The sequence below is a fragment of the Saltatorellus ferox genome (genome assembly GCA_007751475.1).
In the GTDB taxonomy this organism is placed as follows: domain Bacteria; phylum Planctomycetota; class UBA1135; order UBA1135.
Genome location: CP036434.1, coordinates 4,229,908 through 4,246,822 on the forward strand (window position 1 = coordinate 4,229,908; position 16,915 = coordinate 4,246,822).

The following is a 16,915-nucleotide window of genomic DNA, read 5'->3' on the forward strand; positions in this document are numbered from 1 at the left end:
AGCCCGACTGCGCTTCGCCTACCTGTCCCCCGTCACGACCGTTCGCTTGACGGGTTGAAGGTCGAGCTCCTTGAAGGTCAGACCATGGGCCAGCCCGCCCTTCATGGACATGGCCTGGGAGACGACGTTCTGGCTGTCCGGGGGCAACACACGCACGGTCATGACAACGCTCTCTTCGCCGGTGACGAGGCAGCTGAAGGGTCGGCCGAGTGCGAGTCCCCAGTTAACGAACGCGACCCCTTTCACCCCCACTTCGAGTTCACCGCCCAGGACCTCGACGTCCATCTCGCCGTCTTCTTCGAGGCGACGGGCATCGACGAAGTCTTCTCGGTCCGCGCGGAACGTGAGATCGAAGTCGATCTGAATCTGACCGTAGCGCCCGTTGTCAGGGTCGACGCCGACGGTTTGAAGCCTGGCCTCGGCCGTGCCGCTGACCTCGCCGTCGAAGCCGAGCTGGAGATTGCCGCCGACGCCGCTCGTGAAGGCGCGCAGGATCTGCTGGTCCGACTCGCGCTTCTCTTCGCCCTCTTTGGGCTTCTCGGTGCGCCAGCCAAGAAAGCCAGCGGGAGCGAGGAGTGGTTCCAGAAGGGCGATGTCGAGCGTCCACTGATCCCCCAGGGCGATCATGTGCTTGCCGTCGGCGTCGGCGGGCTTCAGGTACCGGGACCAGTCCGTAGGCGCCGATAGCTTGGGAAGCGCCGACTCGCGCAGGGCGAGAGCATCGAAGTGGCGGCCAAAGCCGCCGGGCTGCGCATCGGCCGGAACGAAGGCAACGCTCGTGCCCTCGAGGGGTGACTTCAGCGCGATGGTCACCCCGTTCCACGTCCCGGCGACCTCGTCGACGGAGCCCGGGTCGATCACCTGGATCTCCCCTTCGTGCGCGAGATAGCGGCGCCGCATGGCCCCTGGCCCCTCGCCGGTATCCACGGCCTCCTCTGCCATCGCGGAGTCCATCCTCGTCCGGAGTCGCATGGCCACGGTCGAGGGAACCGGGTCCGCCTCTCCGAACTGCGTCGTCAGCGACATCAAAAGCAGGTCGTGCGTCTCCTTCACGGTGACGCCGAGCGCCTTCTGGATGGGGCGCCTGTAGAAGAACTCCTGGGGCTTCTCCTGGAGGGCTCCGCTGGAGCCTCCCGACAGGGGCGCAGCGACGAGGAGGAGGAGACCGGGGAGAGCGAAGGTCGAGGTCGTGGCCATAGGAAGGGTCGAAGTGCGTGCTCGAGAGGGCGCGGGGATTCCGCACGGGGAGGGTTCGGACTGAAGTGGGCGGCCTTGGCGCATCAACGAACGAGGTCGCCGTCCCGGTACGTGCCCGTCATGGTCGGGTCTTCACGGCCTTCTCGGTCCCAGAACGTCCACGGGCCGTCGTACCTGCCAGCCTTGAACTTGCCCTCACCCTTCTTGTCACCGGACGGCCACCACTCGACGTAGTCACCTTCCAGGAACCCATTGACGAACGTGCCGAGGTACCGGCGTTCGCCCTGCTTGTAGAAGCCCTGCCAGGCGCCGTTCGGCAGGCCGTTCTCGAAGTTCCCCACGCTCTTGCGCCGTGCATTGGCGTAGTACTCGATCCACTCGCCCGTCCGCTTACCGTCGGCGAAGGATCCTTCGGACTCGATCTCGCCGCTCGCCTGATAGATCTTCCACGGCCCCACCTGCTGACCGTTCTCGTACTGGCCCTCCTCCAGCTTGGTCTTGCCTCCGCGCGTGAACTTGAGGTTGCGGCCGTGCTTCCGACCGTTCTTGTACTCCACGAGCGCGAGGGGCTTGCCGTTCCGGGCGTAGCGCTCCTGGGACCCGTGCTTGACGCCGTGACGCCAGTGCGCGATCGAGCGGATCTCCCCCTTCGCTTTCTCTCCGGCGAAATAGGAGCGCCAGACGCCGTGCCGTCGACCGTCCCCGTCGTAGATGGCGTGGGTCACGGCTGCGCCGTCCTCGTCCACCAGGATCCAACCCCCCACCCGGTTGTAGTCGCGATACTCGCCGCTCAGCGCCAGCTCTCCGTTTTCGTACCAGGACTTCCAAAGACCGATACGTGCTCCGTCCTTGAGGTAGCCCTCGCGGGCCAGCGTTCCATCGGGATGATAGAAGCGCGTGAAGACGCCGCCTTCGATGGCCGGAGCCACGTCCGGTGGAGCGACGAAAGGTACTTCATCAGCGGCGACTTCCGCTGGAGCGGATTCCTGGGAGCCCGCGTCGGCGTGGGTCGGTGAGGCCACCGGGGCCGCGATCTCCCGTGCGGGAGCCAGCAGGACGGCGGCCAGGGTGAAAATCAGGAAGGACGTCATGGAGGGGAGTCGGTTGGCGGTGAAGATTCGGGTAGGGAGGTATCGACCGTAAGGGGCGGAAGCCACAGGGGTGGAAAGTCTTTCGGGGTCAGCGGGGCCCCTCGTCGCCGTCTTCCCCTGCGTTTCCCGCCGGGGCGGGAGGGTCGCCCGGTCCGACTCGCTGGTCCTCTGAGTACTCGCCGCTCCAGAGTTCGTTCAGCGTTCCGTCCGCCTTGTAGTAGCTCCAGTAGGCTGTGCGCAGACCGTCTTCGAGCTCTCCCTCGGACTGAACCACGCCATCGTCGTACCAGGTGCGCCGCAATCCGGTCTTGGCTCCATGGACGTACGTGACCTCCTCGATGAGGCTGCCCGCCGGGTTCCAGATCTTGGCGAGACCGTGACGACGATCGTCGACGTAGTGGACCGACTCCAGGATGACTCCGTCCTCGGAACCGCGCTGCCAGACACCCGTGCGCGCTCCCTGGTCGTAGTTTCCCCACTCGCGGGGATCCCCGTCGCCTGGATGGAAGTCGGACCAAAGGCCGTCGCGCACCCCGCGGTCGTAGCTCTCGCGCAGGACGATGAGCCCGTCCCGGTCCCAGACCTGACGCAGGCCGTCCAGAGCCCCGTTCGCGAAGGTTTCGGAGCGCATGCGCTGGCCGGACGGGAACCACTCTTCATGAACGCCGATGGCCACTCCGGCGTCATAGGCCCCCTGACTCTTCATCTGACCGTTCTTGGCGTACTCCCGCCTCAGGCCGTCGCGTTCGCCGTCCTTGAACCTTCCCTCAGACTTCTTCGTGCCGACGCGCCACCAGTGCTGCACAGGTCCGTGGGCCACGTTCTCTTTCCACCACTGGATCGATGCCAGCGCCGCGGTGTCGAAGTACGTCCACTCGGGGCCGTGCAGGACCGGTCCCGACTCGGCCTCCGCCGAATCCGCCTTGACGGTTTTGATGCGCATCAGCACCCCGGTCGACGGGTGCCGCTCGCGAACGATCTTGACGGCGACGCCCCCCACGGTCTTCGGAAGTGGATACGTCTCGGGGTCGCCCTCCATCCGGAGCGCTGGATCCGTCACGATGACCAGCTCGGCGGGAGGAACGAGGAGCTCAGCGGCCAAGGCCTCGATCGTCGGAACTTCCGTCGCCGCCGCCGTGGTCGACTCGGCGCCGTGATCCGTCGTTCCTGGGGGCCCGGGAGCCACACGGTCGTTGACCGAACGGGTACCGGTCGGTTCCGAGACGGGCGCCTCCACCGGGGTCGCCCCAGCCTCACCGTGCCGGGCGCCGGCCTCGCGACCGGGGCCACAGCCTGAGACCGCGAGCGCGAGGCCGATCGTGGCGAGAATCGCCCCGGATTTGGATCTGGGTCCCGGGAATAGAAGGCCGGGAAGGGCCTTGGGGTCACTGGAGGTGGGCATGGGGCGCGACTTTACGAAGCGCGGTGGCCGACTGTGAGCAGGGAACCGGGGCCCTTGGGCCGTCTACGGGTCCGGGCAGGGGACGGATGCGACTCGAAGGCTCGATCCGCTCGGCAGCGAACCGACCCCGGCCACGAAAAAGTTGTCCCAAAATCGACCCTAGTCCGGGAACGAAACACGGAGTGCCTCCGTCCCATCTGCGAGAGGCATCGGAAACGTTTTCCATGGCGCCCCTTCCCGCCACGTCGGCGAGCCGCCCGGCAGGATCGGTAGCTCGGTGACGCAACGGACGGGAGTGGGATCTAGCCAGGTGACGCTCGGTCATCGGCGAGATCGCTCGAAATCGTGTCCCAGGCCACCGAGAACGCAGGTTTTCAGGTCCGGGGTGCGACATCGAGAGCCATTCACCGGAGACGGGTCCGATCTTCCTCCGATCCTGAGCCCCCCCATGTAATCGCTGACTGGCCCCCAGCGCCCCGCCTGACTCGAATCCCCTCGGACGCGTCGCCGCCGGTTTCCACCGACGGAACCTTTGATCCGGCTTCATTCCGAGCCAATCGGACGACGATCCAGAAACCATGGCCAGTTTGGCCAAGCCTCTCTGCCAGCCGATGCGCCAGCCACTGAACCAACCAGTGACCCGGCCTTCGAACTGGTTCGAAACCACCGATCCAGGTGGCGGCGCAGCCGCCATCTTTTGACTCCCCAGTCCCTGCTAGAGCCTTCCGCTCGTTTCAAAGAATAGAGACCCATGACCTCCGATCAACCCCGCTCCGTCCTCTGCCTCGGGCTCAACGATGCCGACCGTAGCCGCGTGTCGGAGGAAGCCCACCGCTTCGGCTGGCTCATCCGCTTCGCAGCCAACAGCGGTGATGCCCGGGCGACCGGCAACGGCCGTCGTCCCGACCTGATCCTCTTTGACACCAAGACGAGCGACGAGGCCGCCCACGACCTCCTTCGTCAGTGCACGGCCCATCCACTCCAGGCCGTCGCCCACGAGTCGAAGCACGCGGCCCCCTCTGCGGCCGAGATCAAGGCTGTCGCAGAAGCTTCCTCCCCGGACGGTACCGTCCTTCTCGAAGCCGGCTCGATCCACCGATTCGAGGACTATGAGCAGCAGATCCTGCGCCACGCCCTTCAGACGACCGGCTGGAACGTGAAGCGTGCCGCGCAGCTCCTCGGCATCGGCCGCGCGACGCTGTATCGCAAGATCGACCGGTACAAGCTTCGCGAGTTTCAGCCCGAGCGTAACGCTGGCTAACAGTTCGGCCAGGGCGACGTAATCTTGACCAGGGCCTCAGCGGCGCCCCGCCCCCTTCTCACCAGAAGGATGCGGGGCGCTGTTCATGTCCTCCTCGATAGCCTCTTTCCGGGGCGAACTTCGCCCCCCACGAGCTACTCTGCGAGGGTCACATCGAGCCTCGACCGCCCGGCGGATCCGCCTCTTGCGATATGCCCCCAATGGTCCTCCCCATGAAGAATCACAGCTACCTCCAGATCACAGCGCTGGCCCTCGGGAGGGCTGCCGTTGGCGTCTCCATGCTCGCCGGAACGTCGTTTTCACTGGGAACCGATCCGCTGGCGCCGGGCGTCGATCTGGCCTCTGCCGAGACCTCCTTACGGGCCATGTCCGGGGCCGGAGCTGGGCTGGCCGGAGCTGGGCTGGCCGGAGCTGGGCTGGCCGGACAGGACTCCGAGAAGTCGACGACGCTGGGAGGCATCGAATTCGCGCATCTCTCCTTCGATGATGCCGTCTCCCGTGCCGAGCGGACCAAGAAGCTTCTCGTGGTCTTCTGGGCCGGCGACGCGCCTCAGAAGGAGCAGGCGTTCGGCGACCGGATCTTTGGTGACGCGAGCGTTCAGCGATGGATGTCCGAGTTTGCGGAGCCCGTGCGAATCGACGCCCTGGACCGCAAGAAGGACGCGAAGAAGAACGGCCTGGGAAGCGATCTCCTCCCTGCCATCGATATCCTCGATGTAGCGCGCGGCGGCCGGCTAGATCGACTCACCAGCGAGGCCAGCGCGACCCAGTTCCTGGCCGCCGTCTTCGGCTCCATGAGCGCGGAGAAGCCCGAGGGCGAGAACGCCAATGAACCGTTCAGCTGGCTTGCGTGGGCCAACGCGAGCTTCCGCAACGGAGCGGACCCGGCGTCAGGCGACCATGCGGTCGCCGCGTACGACTGGTGTCTCTTGAACGCCGACAGGTATCGACCTGGCTTCCGGGCCAAGTACTTCGAGTTCCTGCTCCAGCGCCTCGCGAACTGCAAGCGGCGCTCCCCCCGCGCGATCGATGTTCTGTTGCGCGAACATCGCCGACTCGCGGGTCGCATCGTGGATGGAATCGCGACCGAATCGGACGTTTACGAGCTGACGCGCGTCGATTTTTGGACCCGGCAGGAACTGACGACCCGCGACCTTTTCGTCGCGCTGTCCAGCAAGAACGAGAGCTACCGGAAGTACCAGGAGTGGCTTTTCCCGACGGTCGTCCCCGTCCTTGGACGCTTCGAGCAGTATGGAGAGATCGTTCAGCTGGTCGGCGACCGGCACCTTTCGATGTTCCAGGAGCGGATCGACGGGCTCAGTGAGGAAGCGCGGACGGCGACTGAAGACGAAGACGACGACGAGGGAAGCGCGACCGAGGCCGAGGCCGAGGCGAGCGACGCGGAGTCGAAAGGCTCGACCCGCAGAAGCGCCGCCCCATCGGACGGGACCGAGGCGACGCCCGAAGAGAAGCTCACCGCGCTCGACTATGCCCTCCCGGACAGCCGTGCGGACATCATCGAGGACGCGAGCTGGGTCTACGAGGCGCTGCTGAAGGCGGGTCGCGGCAAGGATGCCCACGATCTGATGACGCTGATCACCACGACGTTCCCCGTGAACAAGGCTTTCGGACTCTTCATGGAGCGAGCGCTCCGGGTGGAGATCTGGTCCGCGGCGGCGGAGATCGCCGATCTCGGCATGGCGGTCCTGGACGAACGCGGACAGCGACGCATGCAGCGGCTCGTGCTCCGCATCCCGCGGGACGCGGGCAAGTAAGGGAGCCTGGAAGCCTCCGCCGGAGGGAAAGGTGAAGGCTGTTGACTCGGGATCGGTGACCGGTCCCGGCGATAGCCGACCTTGCCAGGGTGAACGGCGTTCCTTCTTCGCTATGGTGATGCGCCGGCCCCTCCCCAGGAATCGCTTTGACCGACCCATCTGATCCCCCGCTTCAGGACCACCGCGGCCCCGAGCCCAGCAGCCCGATCGCGCGCCCGGGCTCGAGCCCGGCTTCGAGCCCGGCTTCGAGCTCGGCCTGCGCGCTCCCGTCAGGAAGCCAGCTCGGCGGAGTGGGCGCGTGGGAATCGGCCCGTGCGCCCTGGCGCTGGATCGTGGCGCTGGCGTTCGCCGGAGTCCTGATCCGCGCTCTCCTGGCCTGGGCGGCCATCCCGCTCGACATCCAATCGGACGAGGCAAACTATATCTACGTGGCGCTCGGCCTCGAGCGCTTCGGGATGTACGTCGATCAGCATCGCTACTTCTGGCCTCCAGGCTATTCCTGGCTGCTTTCGCTCTTCCTGGATCCGGAGAGCGGCACGGAAGGGTTGAATCGCCTGCGCGCTTTCCAGGTCCTGCTCTCGGGCGTGATCGGCGTGACGACGATGCTGTTCGCGTGGCGTCTTTTCTCCACGCGAGCGGTCATCCTCGCGGGCGCGCTCTGGGCGATCTACTTACCCCTGGGTGCCTATACACACTTCCTCTGGACCGAGACCGTCTTCCTGAGTCTGTTCCTGCCAGCGCTCTGGCATCTGCTCGTGGGGATGGATCGGGCGTCCCATGCGAGTTCGAACAGTGCCACGCGTAGACTGCTCCTGAGCGGCGTGCTCTTCGGCCTCGCCCTGTACGTCAAGGAGCTGCCGCTGTTTTTTCTTCCGCTGGCGTCGATGCTGATCCTCTGGCGTGCCGTCCATGAGTCCGCGGGGCCCGTGGAGGGGCTGCGAAGAGCGCTGCTCGTGCCGCTCGCTGCCCTCGTCGTCGTGCTTCCCTGGACGCTCCGGAATCAGGAGGTTTACGGGCGGACCGTGGTCGCGGGCGCCACGCTCGGGGAGAACGTTTACGTCGGCCTGAACGCTCGCTATTTCAACTTCGACACGCTGCCGCTGAAGAAGGTGAGAGCCCAGCGCGGCCTCCCACCGATCGAGGCCTACCAGCGTGAAGGCTTCACCTCGCCACCGGCCGCCTGGGAGCCCACGGATTCCAACGGGGATGGCGTGATCGACCCGCGCGACGCAGCGTGGGAGCGGGCCGAAGAGATCCCCCACGCCATCGATCGCCATGGCGTCCAGGTTCGCCGCGGCCTCGATTATGCGCTCGAGCACCCCGTGTGGACGCTGCGTACTCGGCTCAAGAAGTGGAGTGATCTCGTGGCGCCGGTCTCCTTCTTCACCAGGCACCACGCGCTCGGGAACTATCCAGCCGATGGCCTGCTCGGTGGTCCGCTGCGCAAAGCGTCGATCGTGCTCGCCGCCGGGCTTTCAGGGCTGATGATGCTGCTCGGACTCGCCGGGTTCTTCTTCACGCTCCAGCGCGGCCCCGGGCGACAGCTCCTCGCGCTCGTGTTCGGCTACGTTGCGCTGACGTCGCTGCTGGTCGCCATGTCGAGGTTTCGCGTCCCGGTCGAACCGTTCCTCATCGTTCTATCCGCAGGTTTCCTGGCCCATGGATGGGCGGGGCGCGGCGGGGCGCGGACGAGCGCCGCTCGCATCATAGGATTCGTCGTGTGCGTGACTCTGCTCGTCGGTCTCTGGTGGATCTCCTGGCCTGAGACCATGATGCAGCTTCAGATGGGCATGGCGGGCAGCGGGGACAATGTATGAAGCGCCATTCTTCCATCGACGGCGAAGGGAGCACGGGCGTGGCGACAGCGTCGACCGGCCTGCGGGGATGGCTCCCCCATATCGCGCTGGTGCTCGTCGCGGCTCTCATGGTCCTTGTGGGCCGAGCCCGGCACACGGCCACCGAAGACGCTCTTCGGACCGCCTTCGACCCGACGGCCGACGCTGACGAGCGGATCTGGGCCATGCATCTCATCGCGAACCGAGCCACCGAGGTCGACCCGCGCCTGGGGGTGGACCTCGTGGAGTCGTTCCTTTCGTCGGAGAGCGACAAGGTGCGTGAAGCTGCGCATCTGATCGATCTTTGCCGCCACGCGATCCAGCCGCCCGGTGCGCCTGCCGGCGCCGCGCCTCCGATTCAGGACGGCTACGCCTACGGTTCCCTGCCGGGCGACGTATGGACCCCCCACCGGATCCGCTGCCTCGTGCTTCACCGTCGCAAGGTGGGCGGCTCCGCGGTCGGCGGAATCCGCCGCATGGAACTCGCCGAGGCCGAGTGGTTCCTCGACTCGCTGGCGGGGAAGCGCTCGCCGTCGAAAAAAGAGGTCCAGCGTTACTTCAACGAGCGCGCCCGCAAGGCGGGGGCGGCCGTGGGCCCGCGCGAGTCATCCGACGATTGAAGGCCGCGAGGCCCTTTCCCTTTCCACTTCTACCCATGCAGCATCGCATCGATCGTCCGCACCGCGTCCACCTTCCCTTCGCTTGCAGTCCAGCGGGGCTGCTCGTGGGGTGTTTCTTGGGCCTCCTGACCGCGGGGTGCGGTTCGAAGGATTCGAACGAGGCGAGCACCAGCGGTGGCGTGACCCTCGGCAAGAAGATGAACGTCCTCGTCGTGACGCTGGATACGACGCGCGCGGATCGACTGAGCTGCTATGGCGGGAAGCCGGGGCTGACCCCCACGCTCGACGCGCTGGCCGCCGACGGGTCCCGCTTCGAACGCGCGATCTCCACGGCGGGCATCACGCCCATGTCGCACTCGTCGATCCTGACGGGCCTCAACAACTACAAGCACGGGATGCGGGTGTTCTACAGCGACGTGGTCAGCCACCGGCTCAAGGACAGCGTCGATACGCTCCCGGAAATCCTGAAAGCGAACGGCTACAAGACCGCGGCGCGCGTCAGCTCCTATCCGGTCTCGGAGGAATACAACCTGCATCAGGGCTTCGATAGCTTCGACGCGGGCATCGCCACGGACGAACTCGATCTCACGGAGCAGCAGCGCCATGAGACGAGCTGGGACCAGAGCGGCAAGAGCAGCACGCAGCGACGCGGGGACTTCACCACCGACGGTGCACTGGAGTGGCTCGACAAGGAGGGCAAGGACGGCCCGTGGTGCATGTGGCTACACATGTTCGACGTCCACGACTACTCGCTCGTGCCGCCCGCTGAGTTCATGAAGGGTTACGGCATCGAGTACCCGGATCCGGAGTCTGTCCGCGGGGGCGCCAAGCTGCTCGAGTGGCGCGAGAAGATGTACGACCCCGAGCTCGCCTTCATGGACATGCAGATTCGACGGGTGGTGCAGTGGCTGGAGGAGAACGGCCAGATGGACAACACCATCATCGTCGTGACGGCGGACCACGGTCAGGGCCTGAGCGAGGGAATGAAGAACCAGGGCTGGATGAAGCACCGGCTGCTCTACGAGTGGAGCGTGCACGTGCCGCTGATCATCCGGATTCCGGGGTTCGGGGCTGCGACGGTCGTGCCGGATCAGGTGCGTACGATCGACATCGTTCCGACGCTTTTGGAGGCGCTGGAAGTGCCGCTGCGCCAGGCCATCGAAGGAGAATCGGTCCTCGATCTGATCCGAGGCCAGCGGGAGAGCTCCCCTCGGATCGCCTACGCGGACGCTCTCAATGACTACGATACGCACTCGCCCGGGGCCCAGAAGCTTCCCGTGGGGCAGGCGGACAACCTGTACATGGCCTGCGACGGCCGGTGGAAACTCATCTACCACGAGCGAAACCCGCGCCTGTCGGAGCTGTATGACCTGGTGAAGGACCCGGAAGAGATCCAGAACCTCTACGCGGAGGACCACCCGGAGGCCATGCGTCTCCAGGAGTTCCTCGACGAGCGGGAGGTGACCAAGGTGGAGTTGCCCGACGGCAAGAGCAGCGGCCCGAGCGCTGCGAGGCTGGAGGCACTCGGCTACGGCGGCGGGAACGATCCCGATAGAGACGAAAAGCCCAAATGAACCAGCCCGAACGCCCCGACTCGACATGGAACGACCCCAAGGGAGCCACGCGCCGCGTGGCGCCGCTGGTGCTGCTCGCCCTGATGGCGGCCTGTGGATCCGGGTCGGAGCCGGACGCAGCGGCGGGGAGAGGCGCGAGCGAGCCGCCCGCCTACAACCCTGACGGGAAGGGGACCATCGATCTGGGAGGCGTCGACCCGGTCCCGGGAACGCCCGGTGCAGGCCTCCTGGAGGTCATCCACCCGGACATCGAAGAGCGACCCCTCTACAAGGAGTTCGGGGATGTCCCGTTCGGAACCGACCTGGAGTGGGCGACGGTCCTGGGCAACACCGGAACCGCGCCGGTCGTGATCACGAGCGCGCAGGCGGCCTGCGGATGCACGCGCTTCATGGACTACACGGTGACGGACGCGGAGGGCAACCGTCCGGCGTACCCGACCGCCTTCTCGATCGACGCGAACAAGGATCTCGCCACGGTGCCGGCGGGCGGAACGATCCTGATCCGTATGAAGCTGATGACGAAGTTCTCGAAGCCGAATCAGCGCAAGCTCGCGCTGATGCGCCTTTCGACGGACAGCGTCGCAAGGCCCTACCTGACCTTCGAGGTCGGCTTCAACCCGACGCGGGCGTTCGTCTTCGCGCCGGATCGAGCGAACCTCCTGAACGCGCCCTTCTCCAGTGGTAAGTCGGAGCGCACCAAGATCCTGGTGGACCGCGGGGGCAATCCCGGGAGGGTACTGGGCGTCCTGTCCACGCCGGAAGGCATCGAGGCTGAGCTGGTCACGGAGACCTTCGGCGGTGAGTACGTCTGGTACGTGAACGTGACGGTCCCGCCGCTTTCCCCGCTCGGGCCGATCCGCGGCGAGGTGATCTTGAAGACGACGGACGAGAACGGCGACGGAGAGGAAGGGCGCCTGGAACTCCCGGTGGTCGCGCTGGTGGTCCCGGACGTCGTGGCCACCCCGAACCTCGCCATGCTGCGAGCGTTCGACCGCACGAAGGGCAAGGAGTTCACGGGCCGCATCGCGGCCCTCGTCCCAGGCGCGCGCATAAAAATCGAATCCGCCCAACTGGACTCCGTGAATGCGGAGAAGTTCGAGGTCAGCTACGAGCCCGTCAAACCCTTCGACGATGGCCGCGCCATCGAATGGTCGTACACGATCAAAGTGCTCCCCGACCACCCCCACGGCTTCCTCTCGGGCGACCTGGTCCTCAAGCTAGAAGAGTCCTTCGGCGGCCTCCCGGAAACCGCCCCCCAAAACGAGCTGCGCATCCCACTGAGCGGCAACGCCCGCGACCCCGAGCCCGAAAACTCCTGACCGCAACCGACACAAACGGAACAGGTGCATCCATTCCGGAACAAACGGACCGGAACAAACGGACCAGGTCCGTTTGTTCCGGAATGGATGCACCTGGTCCGTTTGTTCCGGAATGGATGCACCTGGTCCGTTTGTTCCGGCTGTGGTCGGTGGTTGCAGTTCCTTTCGAGCGGGAGAGGGCTCGGAGTTTCGGACGGTCCCCACCATTGGCTAATCTAGGGGGTATGACCTCGGCCAGCGCGCCTACCTCGTTTCGGTTTCTTCACGCGGCCGACCTGCATCTTGACAGCCCCCTTCGCGGGCTGTCGACTTATCCTGGGGCACCTGCGGACCGCCTGCGCCAGGCGACTCGCGATGCTTTTGCCGCGCTCGTCGACGCCGCCCTCATCCACGAGGTTCGCTTCGTCCTCCTGGCCGGCGACCTCTTCGACGGCGAGTGGCAGGACTACAACTCGGGGCTTTGGTTCCTCAGTCAGCTCCGCCGCCTCACGACTTCAGGGATCCGCGTCTTCGTCATCCGCGGCAACCATGACGCCGAGAGCAAGGTCGCGAGTCGGCTCAGCTGGCCCGATGGCGTCACCGAGTTCAAGTCGAAGAAAGCGCACACCGTCCTGCTGGAGGACCTCGGCGTCGCCATCCACGGCCAGAGCTACCGCGAACCCCACGTGATGGAGAACCTCGCGCTCGGCTACCCTGACGCGCACCCCGAGTTCCTCAACATCGGGCTCCTTCACTCCGGACTCGAGGGCTACGAAGGGCACGGTACCTACGCGCCTTGCACCCTCGATGACCTGCGCGCTCGCGGCTACGACTACTGGGCCCTCGGCCACATCCACCAGCGCCAGGTCGTCTCGGAGGAGCCCTGGGTCGTCTTCCCGGGGAACATCCAGGGCCGACACGTCCGCGAAACCGGGCCGAAGGGCGCGACCCTCGTCCATGTCCAGGAAGGCGCCATCGAGCGACTGGAGCCGATCACCGTCGACGTGGCTCGCTGGGCCGTACTCGACGTGGACCTCGCGGGCGCCACCTCCGAGTCCGAGGCGCTTTTGTGCCTCGATCGCGAGCTTCGAAGCGCCGCCCAGACCGCCGGAGACCGCCAGCTCGCGGTGCGCGTGGTCCTCGGCGGCGCGACCGCCCTGGACCCGTTGCTGCGTACCGAGACACACCGGATGACCCAGGAGATCCGCGCGCGCGCCGCTGCGGTGTCGGACGACATCTGGATCGAACAGCTGAAGATTCGCACGTCGCTCCCGCCGGATGCGACGTCGGGGGAGGCCTCGGACGACACTCTCACCGCGTTTGCGGCGCGCCTACACCACATCGAACTCCCCGCCGACGTGCTGGACGGCATGGCCCGTGAGCTCCAGAAGCTATCCGTGAAGCTGCCCCCGGCAGTGCGCGAGCGCATCGACCCGGCGAGCCCGAACGCCCTGCGCGCCGCCTTACCCGAGGCGCGCGATTTCCTCGCCGCGCTCCTGCGCGCTGGCGACGACGAGGCGGAGGCCGAGGAGCCAGCTTGAGGTTCGAGTCTCTCCACATGCGTCCCTTCGGGACGTTCACCGACTTCGAGCTGACCTTCGGCAACACGAGCGGACTCCACCTCGTCTTCGGCACGAACGGCGCGGGCAAGAGCACGACGCTGGAAGCTCTCCGCTCGGTGCTCTACGGCATCGCGCCGAGGAAGAAAGTCCACGCGAGCTCCGACCTGCGCATTGGCGCCGCACTGCTGCGCTCCGATGGCCTCAAGATCGAGTACCTCCGACGGACTTCCCAGAAGACGCCGCTCTGGAACAAAGCCGACGATGAGCCCATGGCCATCGAGGAGCTCACTCCGTTCCTCGGAAACCTGGAGCGCACGCGCTTCGAAACGCTCTTCGGACTCGACTACGAGACGATGGTCGCGGGCGGAAGCGACCTCCTCGAGGGCAAGGGCGAAATCGGGCGCGCGCTCTTCGGCGCCATGCTCGGCGGTCAGCGACTTCGCCACGTCACGGGCCGGCTCGAGGGTGACCTGAAGAACCTCTACGTCGATCGCTCGCCGAAGGGCCGCATCAACGAACTCGTCAAGGAACACAAGGATCTCACGGCGACGCTCAAGAAAACGTCCCTCCGCCCCGCTTCTCACCAGGAGGGCGCGAAGAAGCTCAAGGCCGTCCTCGCCGAGAACGAAGCCGACATCGAAGCACGCGAGCGAGCGCGTGCCCGCGCGGAAGAACTGGTGAGCCTGCGCCGCTCAGCCATCTCGCTCGACCAGCTGGAGACCCGCCGCAAGGAGCGCCTCGCGCTCGGGGATTTGAAGCCCCTCGATGCGCCGAGGGTGCGCCGCGTCCAGGACCTCTCCCGCGAAAGCGCCACGCTCGAAGAGCGCGCGGATGAGCGCTCCCGGGAAATCAGCGGCTTGGAGGAGGCCATCGCACGCGCGAACGCGCTCGCGGGTCCCGAGCTGCTCGCGAAGGCTGCCGTCATCGAGGCTCTCGCTCAGCGCCGCGGCGCTTTCCGCGAAGCAGCCGCCGCACGCACGAAGCTCCAGCGCCAGGTCAGTGCCGCGCGCGCCAAGCGCCTCGAAGCGCAGCGCCAGGCGGGCGCGGATCACCTCGACGAGGCCGACACGGACGACCTCCGCGTGGCGCGCCCGGGCAACGCGAGTCTCGACGAGCTGAGCGACGCCGCCGATCGACTCTCCAAGGAACTCGCCGAGCGGACCAGCACTCGCAAGGTCGCCCACGAGGCCGTCTGCCGCGCAGAGCCCGTCACGCAAGAAGCCGCCGAGCGCCTCGAGCGCATCGAAGACACGCTGTCTGACAAGCTCGCCGCAGACCTCGATTCCCTGGCCCCCTTCAGGGGCACCCTGGCTGAACTCCTGGAGCTTCAGGTTCCAGCAGAAGAAGAGATCGAGCGCCGCGAACGGGAAGAGCGAGAGGATGCTGCGCGGGAGGAGGGTCTGGCTCGCGACCTTCAACGCTCCGAGGCGGACGCGCTCGACGCCCGCCAGGCGCTGGAGCGCCTCGCGGACTCAGCAGACGGCCCACCGCCGACCTCGAGCGAGCTTCAGACCGCGCGCGAAAAGCGCGACGAGCTTATTCGGACCGTCTTCGATTCCCAGGCCCGCGAGGCTTGCACCGCGCTCGACCTCCAGCGAGCCGTGAACGCAGCCGACGATCTGGTGGACCGCCGCGCGCGAGAGTCCGCGCGAGCTGCTGAACGCGAAGCCCAGGAAGGCGCGCTACAGCGCGCGAACAAGCTCTGCGTCGAACTCCGCAGTGCGCTCGACGCGGCCCGCGAGGCCACCGCCGCGCACGCGAAGAAGTGGAACGAGGAACTCGCTCTCGCGGGCCTTGCCCCCATGCCCGCGACCCGGCTACGTTCCTGGTGCGCGCGCCGCGGAGCCATTCTGCGGGAGGCGCAATCCATTCGTCAGGCGGCCACCGAGGCACTGGAACAAGCCCGCCTCCAGGAAGCCGATCATCGCGCACGCTGGAGAGCCGCTAACGACGACCTCGAAGCCGCCCGCGCCGAGTGGACCCAGTGGGCGCTCGAGCGATCGCTCGATCCCGGCGCCGGCCCCGAGTCAGCCCAGCGGCGGCTCCGGATGCTGGTCAACGTTCACGCAGCCGAACGCGAGATCACGCGTCTGGAGCAGGAGATGCTGGAGCGTAGTGAGGCCGCCGCCTCTTTCGAGCGCGACGTCGCCGCCCTCTGCGAGGAACTCAACGTGCGCCCCAGTGACCAGGTGCTCGAGGCCGCGCTCGAAGCGGCGAAGGCCGAGGGGACGCCCGAGGGCGTCGTGCTCGCGGAAGCGCGCATGGATCGACTCTCGCGGGCGCTCCGCGAGGCCGGGCAGGCGAAGTCCGAGCTGGAGCAGCTCTCGAAGAACCTCAAAGCCCAGCAGGATGCGGGCGCGGTCGCAGCGAAGCGTCTCGAGGACCTCGAAGCGACCCTCAAGAAGATGGCCGACGAGGCCTCGTGCCCGACCCTCGCCGCGCTGCTGCAGCTCGCCGAGCAATCCGAGCGTGCACGCAGCCTCGACGCGGACATTCGTCGCATCGAGTCGGAACTGAAGGCCGAGCACGGCGAGGACGTGGACCCCGCCACCCTGGGAGAGTCCATCGGCGAGCGCTCCGTCGACGAACTCAACGAAGCCCTCAAGGAAGCCCAGGCGGAGGCCCGCGCCCTGGACGCCGTCATCTCCGCGCGCGCGCGGGAAGAGGGCCTACTGAGGGGCCAGGTGGAGTCGAAGGGGTCCGCCGAGGCCGCCCACCTACAGGCACGCATCGCCCAGATCGAAACCGAGCTCGCCGAGGCCACCGCCGAGTTCCTGAGGGCTCACCTCGCGGACGAACTCCTGCGCCGGGAGATCGAGCGCAACCGGCAGGAAACCCACGGCCCTCTCCTCCAGCGCGCACAGGAGCTCTTCAAGGTCCTCACCCTGGGTGCCTACGAGCAGCTCCACCCCTCCGAATCGGCGAGCGGCAAGGAGGTGATGGTGGCGCGGCGCCCGGACGGCCGCCAGGTCGGCGTGGACGAGATGAGTTCAGGCACCTGCGACCAGCTCTACCTCGCCCTCCGCATCGCCAGCGTCGAGCACATGCTCAAGACCGTCGAACCGATGCCCTTCATCGCGGACGACCTGTTCGTGAACTTCGACGACGAGCGAACCGAAGCCGCCCTGCGGGTGCTCGCCGAGCTCTCGAAGTCGACCCAGGTGATCGTGTTCTCGCACCACGGCAGCGTCGTCGAGACCGCCCTGCGCCTGACAGACGAAGGCGTTCCCGTCGACGTACTCAGACTCCAAGGCGAGTGGAGCCGCGAGAACGAACGAACGCCTGGATCATGAGGGCCAG

General features: G+C 66.7%; 11 protein-coding genes. 8 read left to right on the plus strand and 3 right to left on the minus strand.

Features of this window, described 5'->3' with window-relative positions:
• Positions 1-18: 18 nt before the first annotated feature.
• The 3 genes from Poly30_RS15060 to Poly30_RS15070 all read right to left on the minus strand — a co-directional run bounded on the left by Poly30_RS15060 (position 19) and on the right by Poly30_RS15070 (position 3,690).
• Positions 19-1,197, minus strand: coding sequence for a hypothetical protein (locus Poly30_RS15060; protein WP_145198685.1), 1,179 nt, complete (start codon positions 1,195-1,197; stop codon positions 19-21).
• A gap of 83 nt (positions 1,198-1,280) precedes the next feature.
• Positions 1,281-2,288 carry a toxin-antitoxin system YwqK family antitoxin gene (locus tag Poly30_RS15065; protein ID WP_145198687.1) on the minus strand — a complete coding sequence of 336 codons (1,008 nt, stop codon included), beginning with the start codon at positions 2,286-2,288 and terminating at the stop codon, positions 1,281-1,283.
• Positions 2,289-2,376: 88 nt separating this feature from the next.
• On the minus strand, positions 2,377-3,690 hold the full coding sequence (locus tag Poly30_RS15070) for a toxin-antitoxin system YwqK family antitoxin (protein WP_145198689.1): 1,314 nt from the start codon (positions 3,688-3,690) through the stop codon (positions 2,377-2,379).
• A 751-nt stretch (positions 3,691-4,441) separates the two neighbouring features.
• Here Poly30_RS15070 and Poly30_RS15075 point away from each other — a divergent pair.
• From Poly30_RS15075 to Poly30_RS15105, 8 genes are all read left to right on the plus strand, one after another.
• The gene (locus Poly30_RS15075) at positions 4,442-4,951 is read left to right on the plus strand and encodes a helix-turn-helix domain-containing protein (protein ID WP_145198691.1); all 510 of its coding nucleotides are present in this window, start codon (positions 4,442-4,444) and stop codon (positions 4,949-4,951) included.
• Positions 4,952-5,163: 212 nt separating this feature from the next.
• On the plus strand, positions 5,164-6,726 hold the full coding sequence (locus Poly30_RS15080; RefSeq protein ID WP_145198693.1) for a hypothetical protein: 1,563 nt from the start codon (positions 5,164-5,166) through the stop codon (positions 6,724-6,726).
• Between the two features lie 146 nt (positions 6,727-6,872).
• On the plus strand, positions 6,873-8,543 hold the full coding sequence (locus Poly30_RS15085) for an ArnT family glycosyltransferase (RefSeq protein ID WP_145198694.1): 1,671 nt from the start codon (positions 6,873-6,875) through the stop codon (positions 8,541-8,543).
• Positions 8,540-9,181 carry a hypothetical protein gene (locus tag Poly30_RS28520; RefSeq protein ID WP_419190213.1) on the plus strand — a complete coding sequence of 214 codons (642 nt, stop codon included), beginning with the start codon at positions 8,540-8,542 and terminating at the stop codon, positions 9,179-9,181. The genes Poly30_RS15085 and Poly30_RS28520 overlap by 4 nt, the downstream gene beginning before the upstream one ends.
• A gap of 35 nt (positions 9,182-9,216) precedes the next feature.
• A complete protein-coding gene (locus Poly30_RS15090; protein WP_419190214.1) occupies positions 9,217-10,755 on the plus strand; it encodes a sulfatase family protein in 1,539 nt (512 codons plus the stop codon).
• Positions 10,752-12,074: a DUF1573 domain-containing protein gene (locus Poly30_RS15095; RefSeq protein ID WP_145198699.1), complete on the plus strand. Its 1,323-nt coding sequence runs from the start codon at positions 10,752-10,754 to the stop codon at positions 12,072-12,074. Before Poly30_RS15090 ends, Poly30_RS15095 begins: the two co-directional genes overlap by 4 nt.
• Positions 12,075-12,298: 224 nt before the next feature.
• The gene (locus Poly30_RS15100) at positions 12,299-13,594 is read left to right on the plus strand and encodes a metallophosphoesterase family protein (RefSeq protein WP_145198701.1); all 1,296 of its coding nucleotides are present in this window, start codon (positions 12,299-12,301) and stop codon (positions 13,592-13,594) included.
• Positions 13,591-16,908 (plus strand): AAA family ATPase, encoded by a 3,318-nt coding sequence (locus Poly30_RS15105; RefSeq protein ID WP_419190215.1) that lies wholly within the window; start codon positions 13,591-13,593, stop codon positions 16,906-16,908. The genes Poly30_RS15100 and Poly30_RS15105 overlap by 4 nt, the downstream gene beginning before the upstream one ends.
• Positions 16,909-16,915: the final 7 nt, after the last annotated feature.

What these genes read in the sequence shown, in the direction of transcription:
- Poly30_RS15060 (WP_145198685.1), bottom strand. Translation starts at nt 1,197, where the DNA reads ATGGCCACGACCTCGACCTTCGCTCTCCCCGGTCTCCTCCTCCTCGTC.
- Poly30_RS15065 (WP_145198687.1), bottom strand. Translation starts at nt 2,288, where the DNA reads ATGACGTCCTTCCTGATTTTCACCCTGGCCGCCGTCCTGCTGGCTCCC.
- Poly30_RS15070 (WP_145198689.1), bottom strand. Translation starts at nt 3,690, where the DNA reads ATGCCCACCTCCAGTGACCCCAAGGCCCTTCCCGGCCTTCTATTCCCG.
- Poly30_RS15075 (WP_145198691.1), top strand. Translation starts at nt 4,442, where the DNA reads ATGACCTCCGATCAACCCCGCTCCGTCCTCTGCCTCGGGCTCAACGAT.
- Poly30_RS15080 (WP_145198693.1), top strand. Translation starts at nt 5,164, where the DNA reads ATGAAGAATCACAGCTACCTCCAGATCACAGCGCTGGCCCTCGGGAGG.
- Poly30_RS28520 (WP_419190213.1), top strand. Translation starts at nt 8,540, where the DNA reads ATGAAGCGCCATTCTTCCATCGACGGCGAAGGGAGCACGGGCGTGGCG.
- Poly30_RS15090 (WP_419190214.1), top strand. Translation starts at nt 9,217, where the DNA reads ATGCAGCATCGCATCGATCGTCCGCACCGCGTCCACCTTCCCTTCGCT.
- Poly30_RS15095 (WP_145198699.1), top strand. Translation starts at nt 10,752, where the DNA reads ATGAACCAGCCCGAACGCCCCGACTCGACATGGAACGACCCCAAGGGA.
- Poly30_RS15100 (WP_145198701.1), top strand. Translation starts at nt 12,299, where the DNA reads ATGACCTCGGCCAGCGCGCCTACCTCGTTTCGGTTTCTTCACGCGGCC.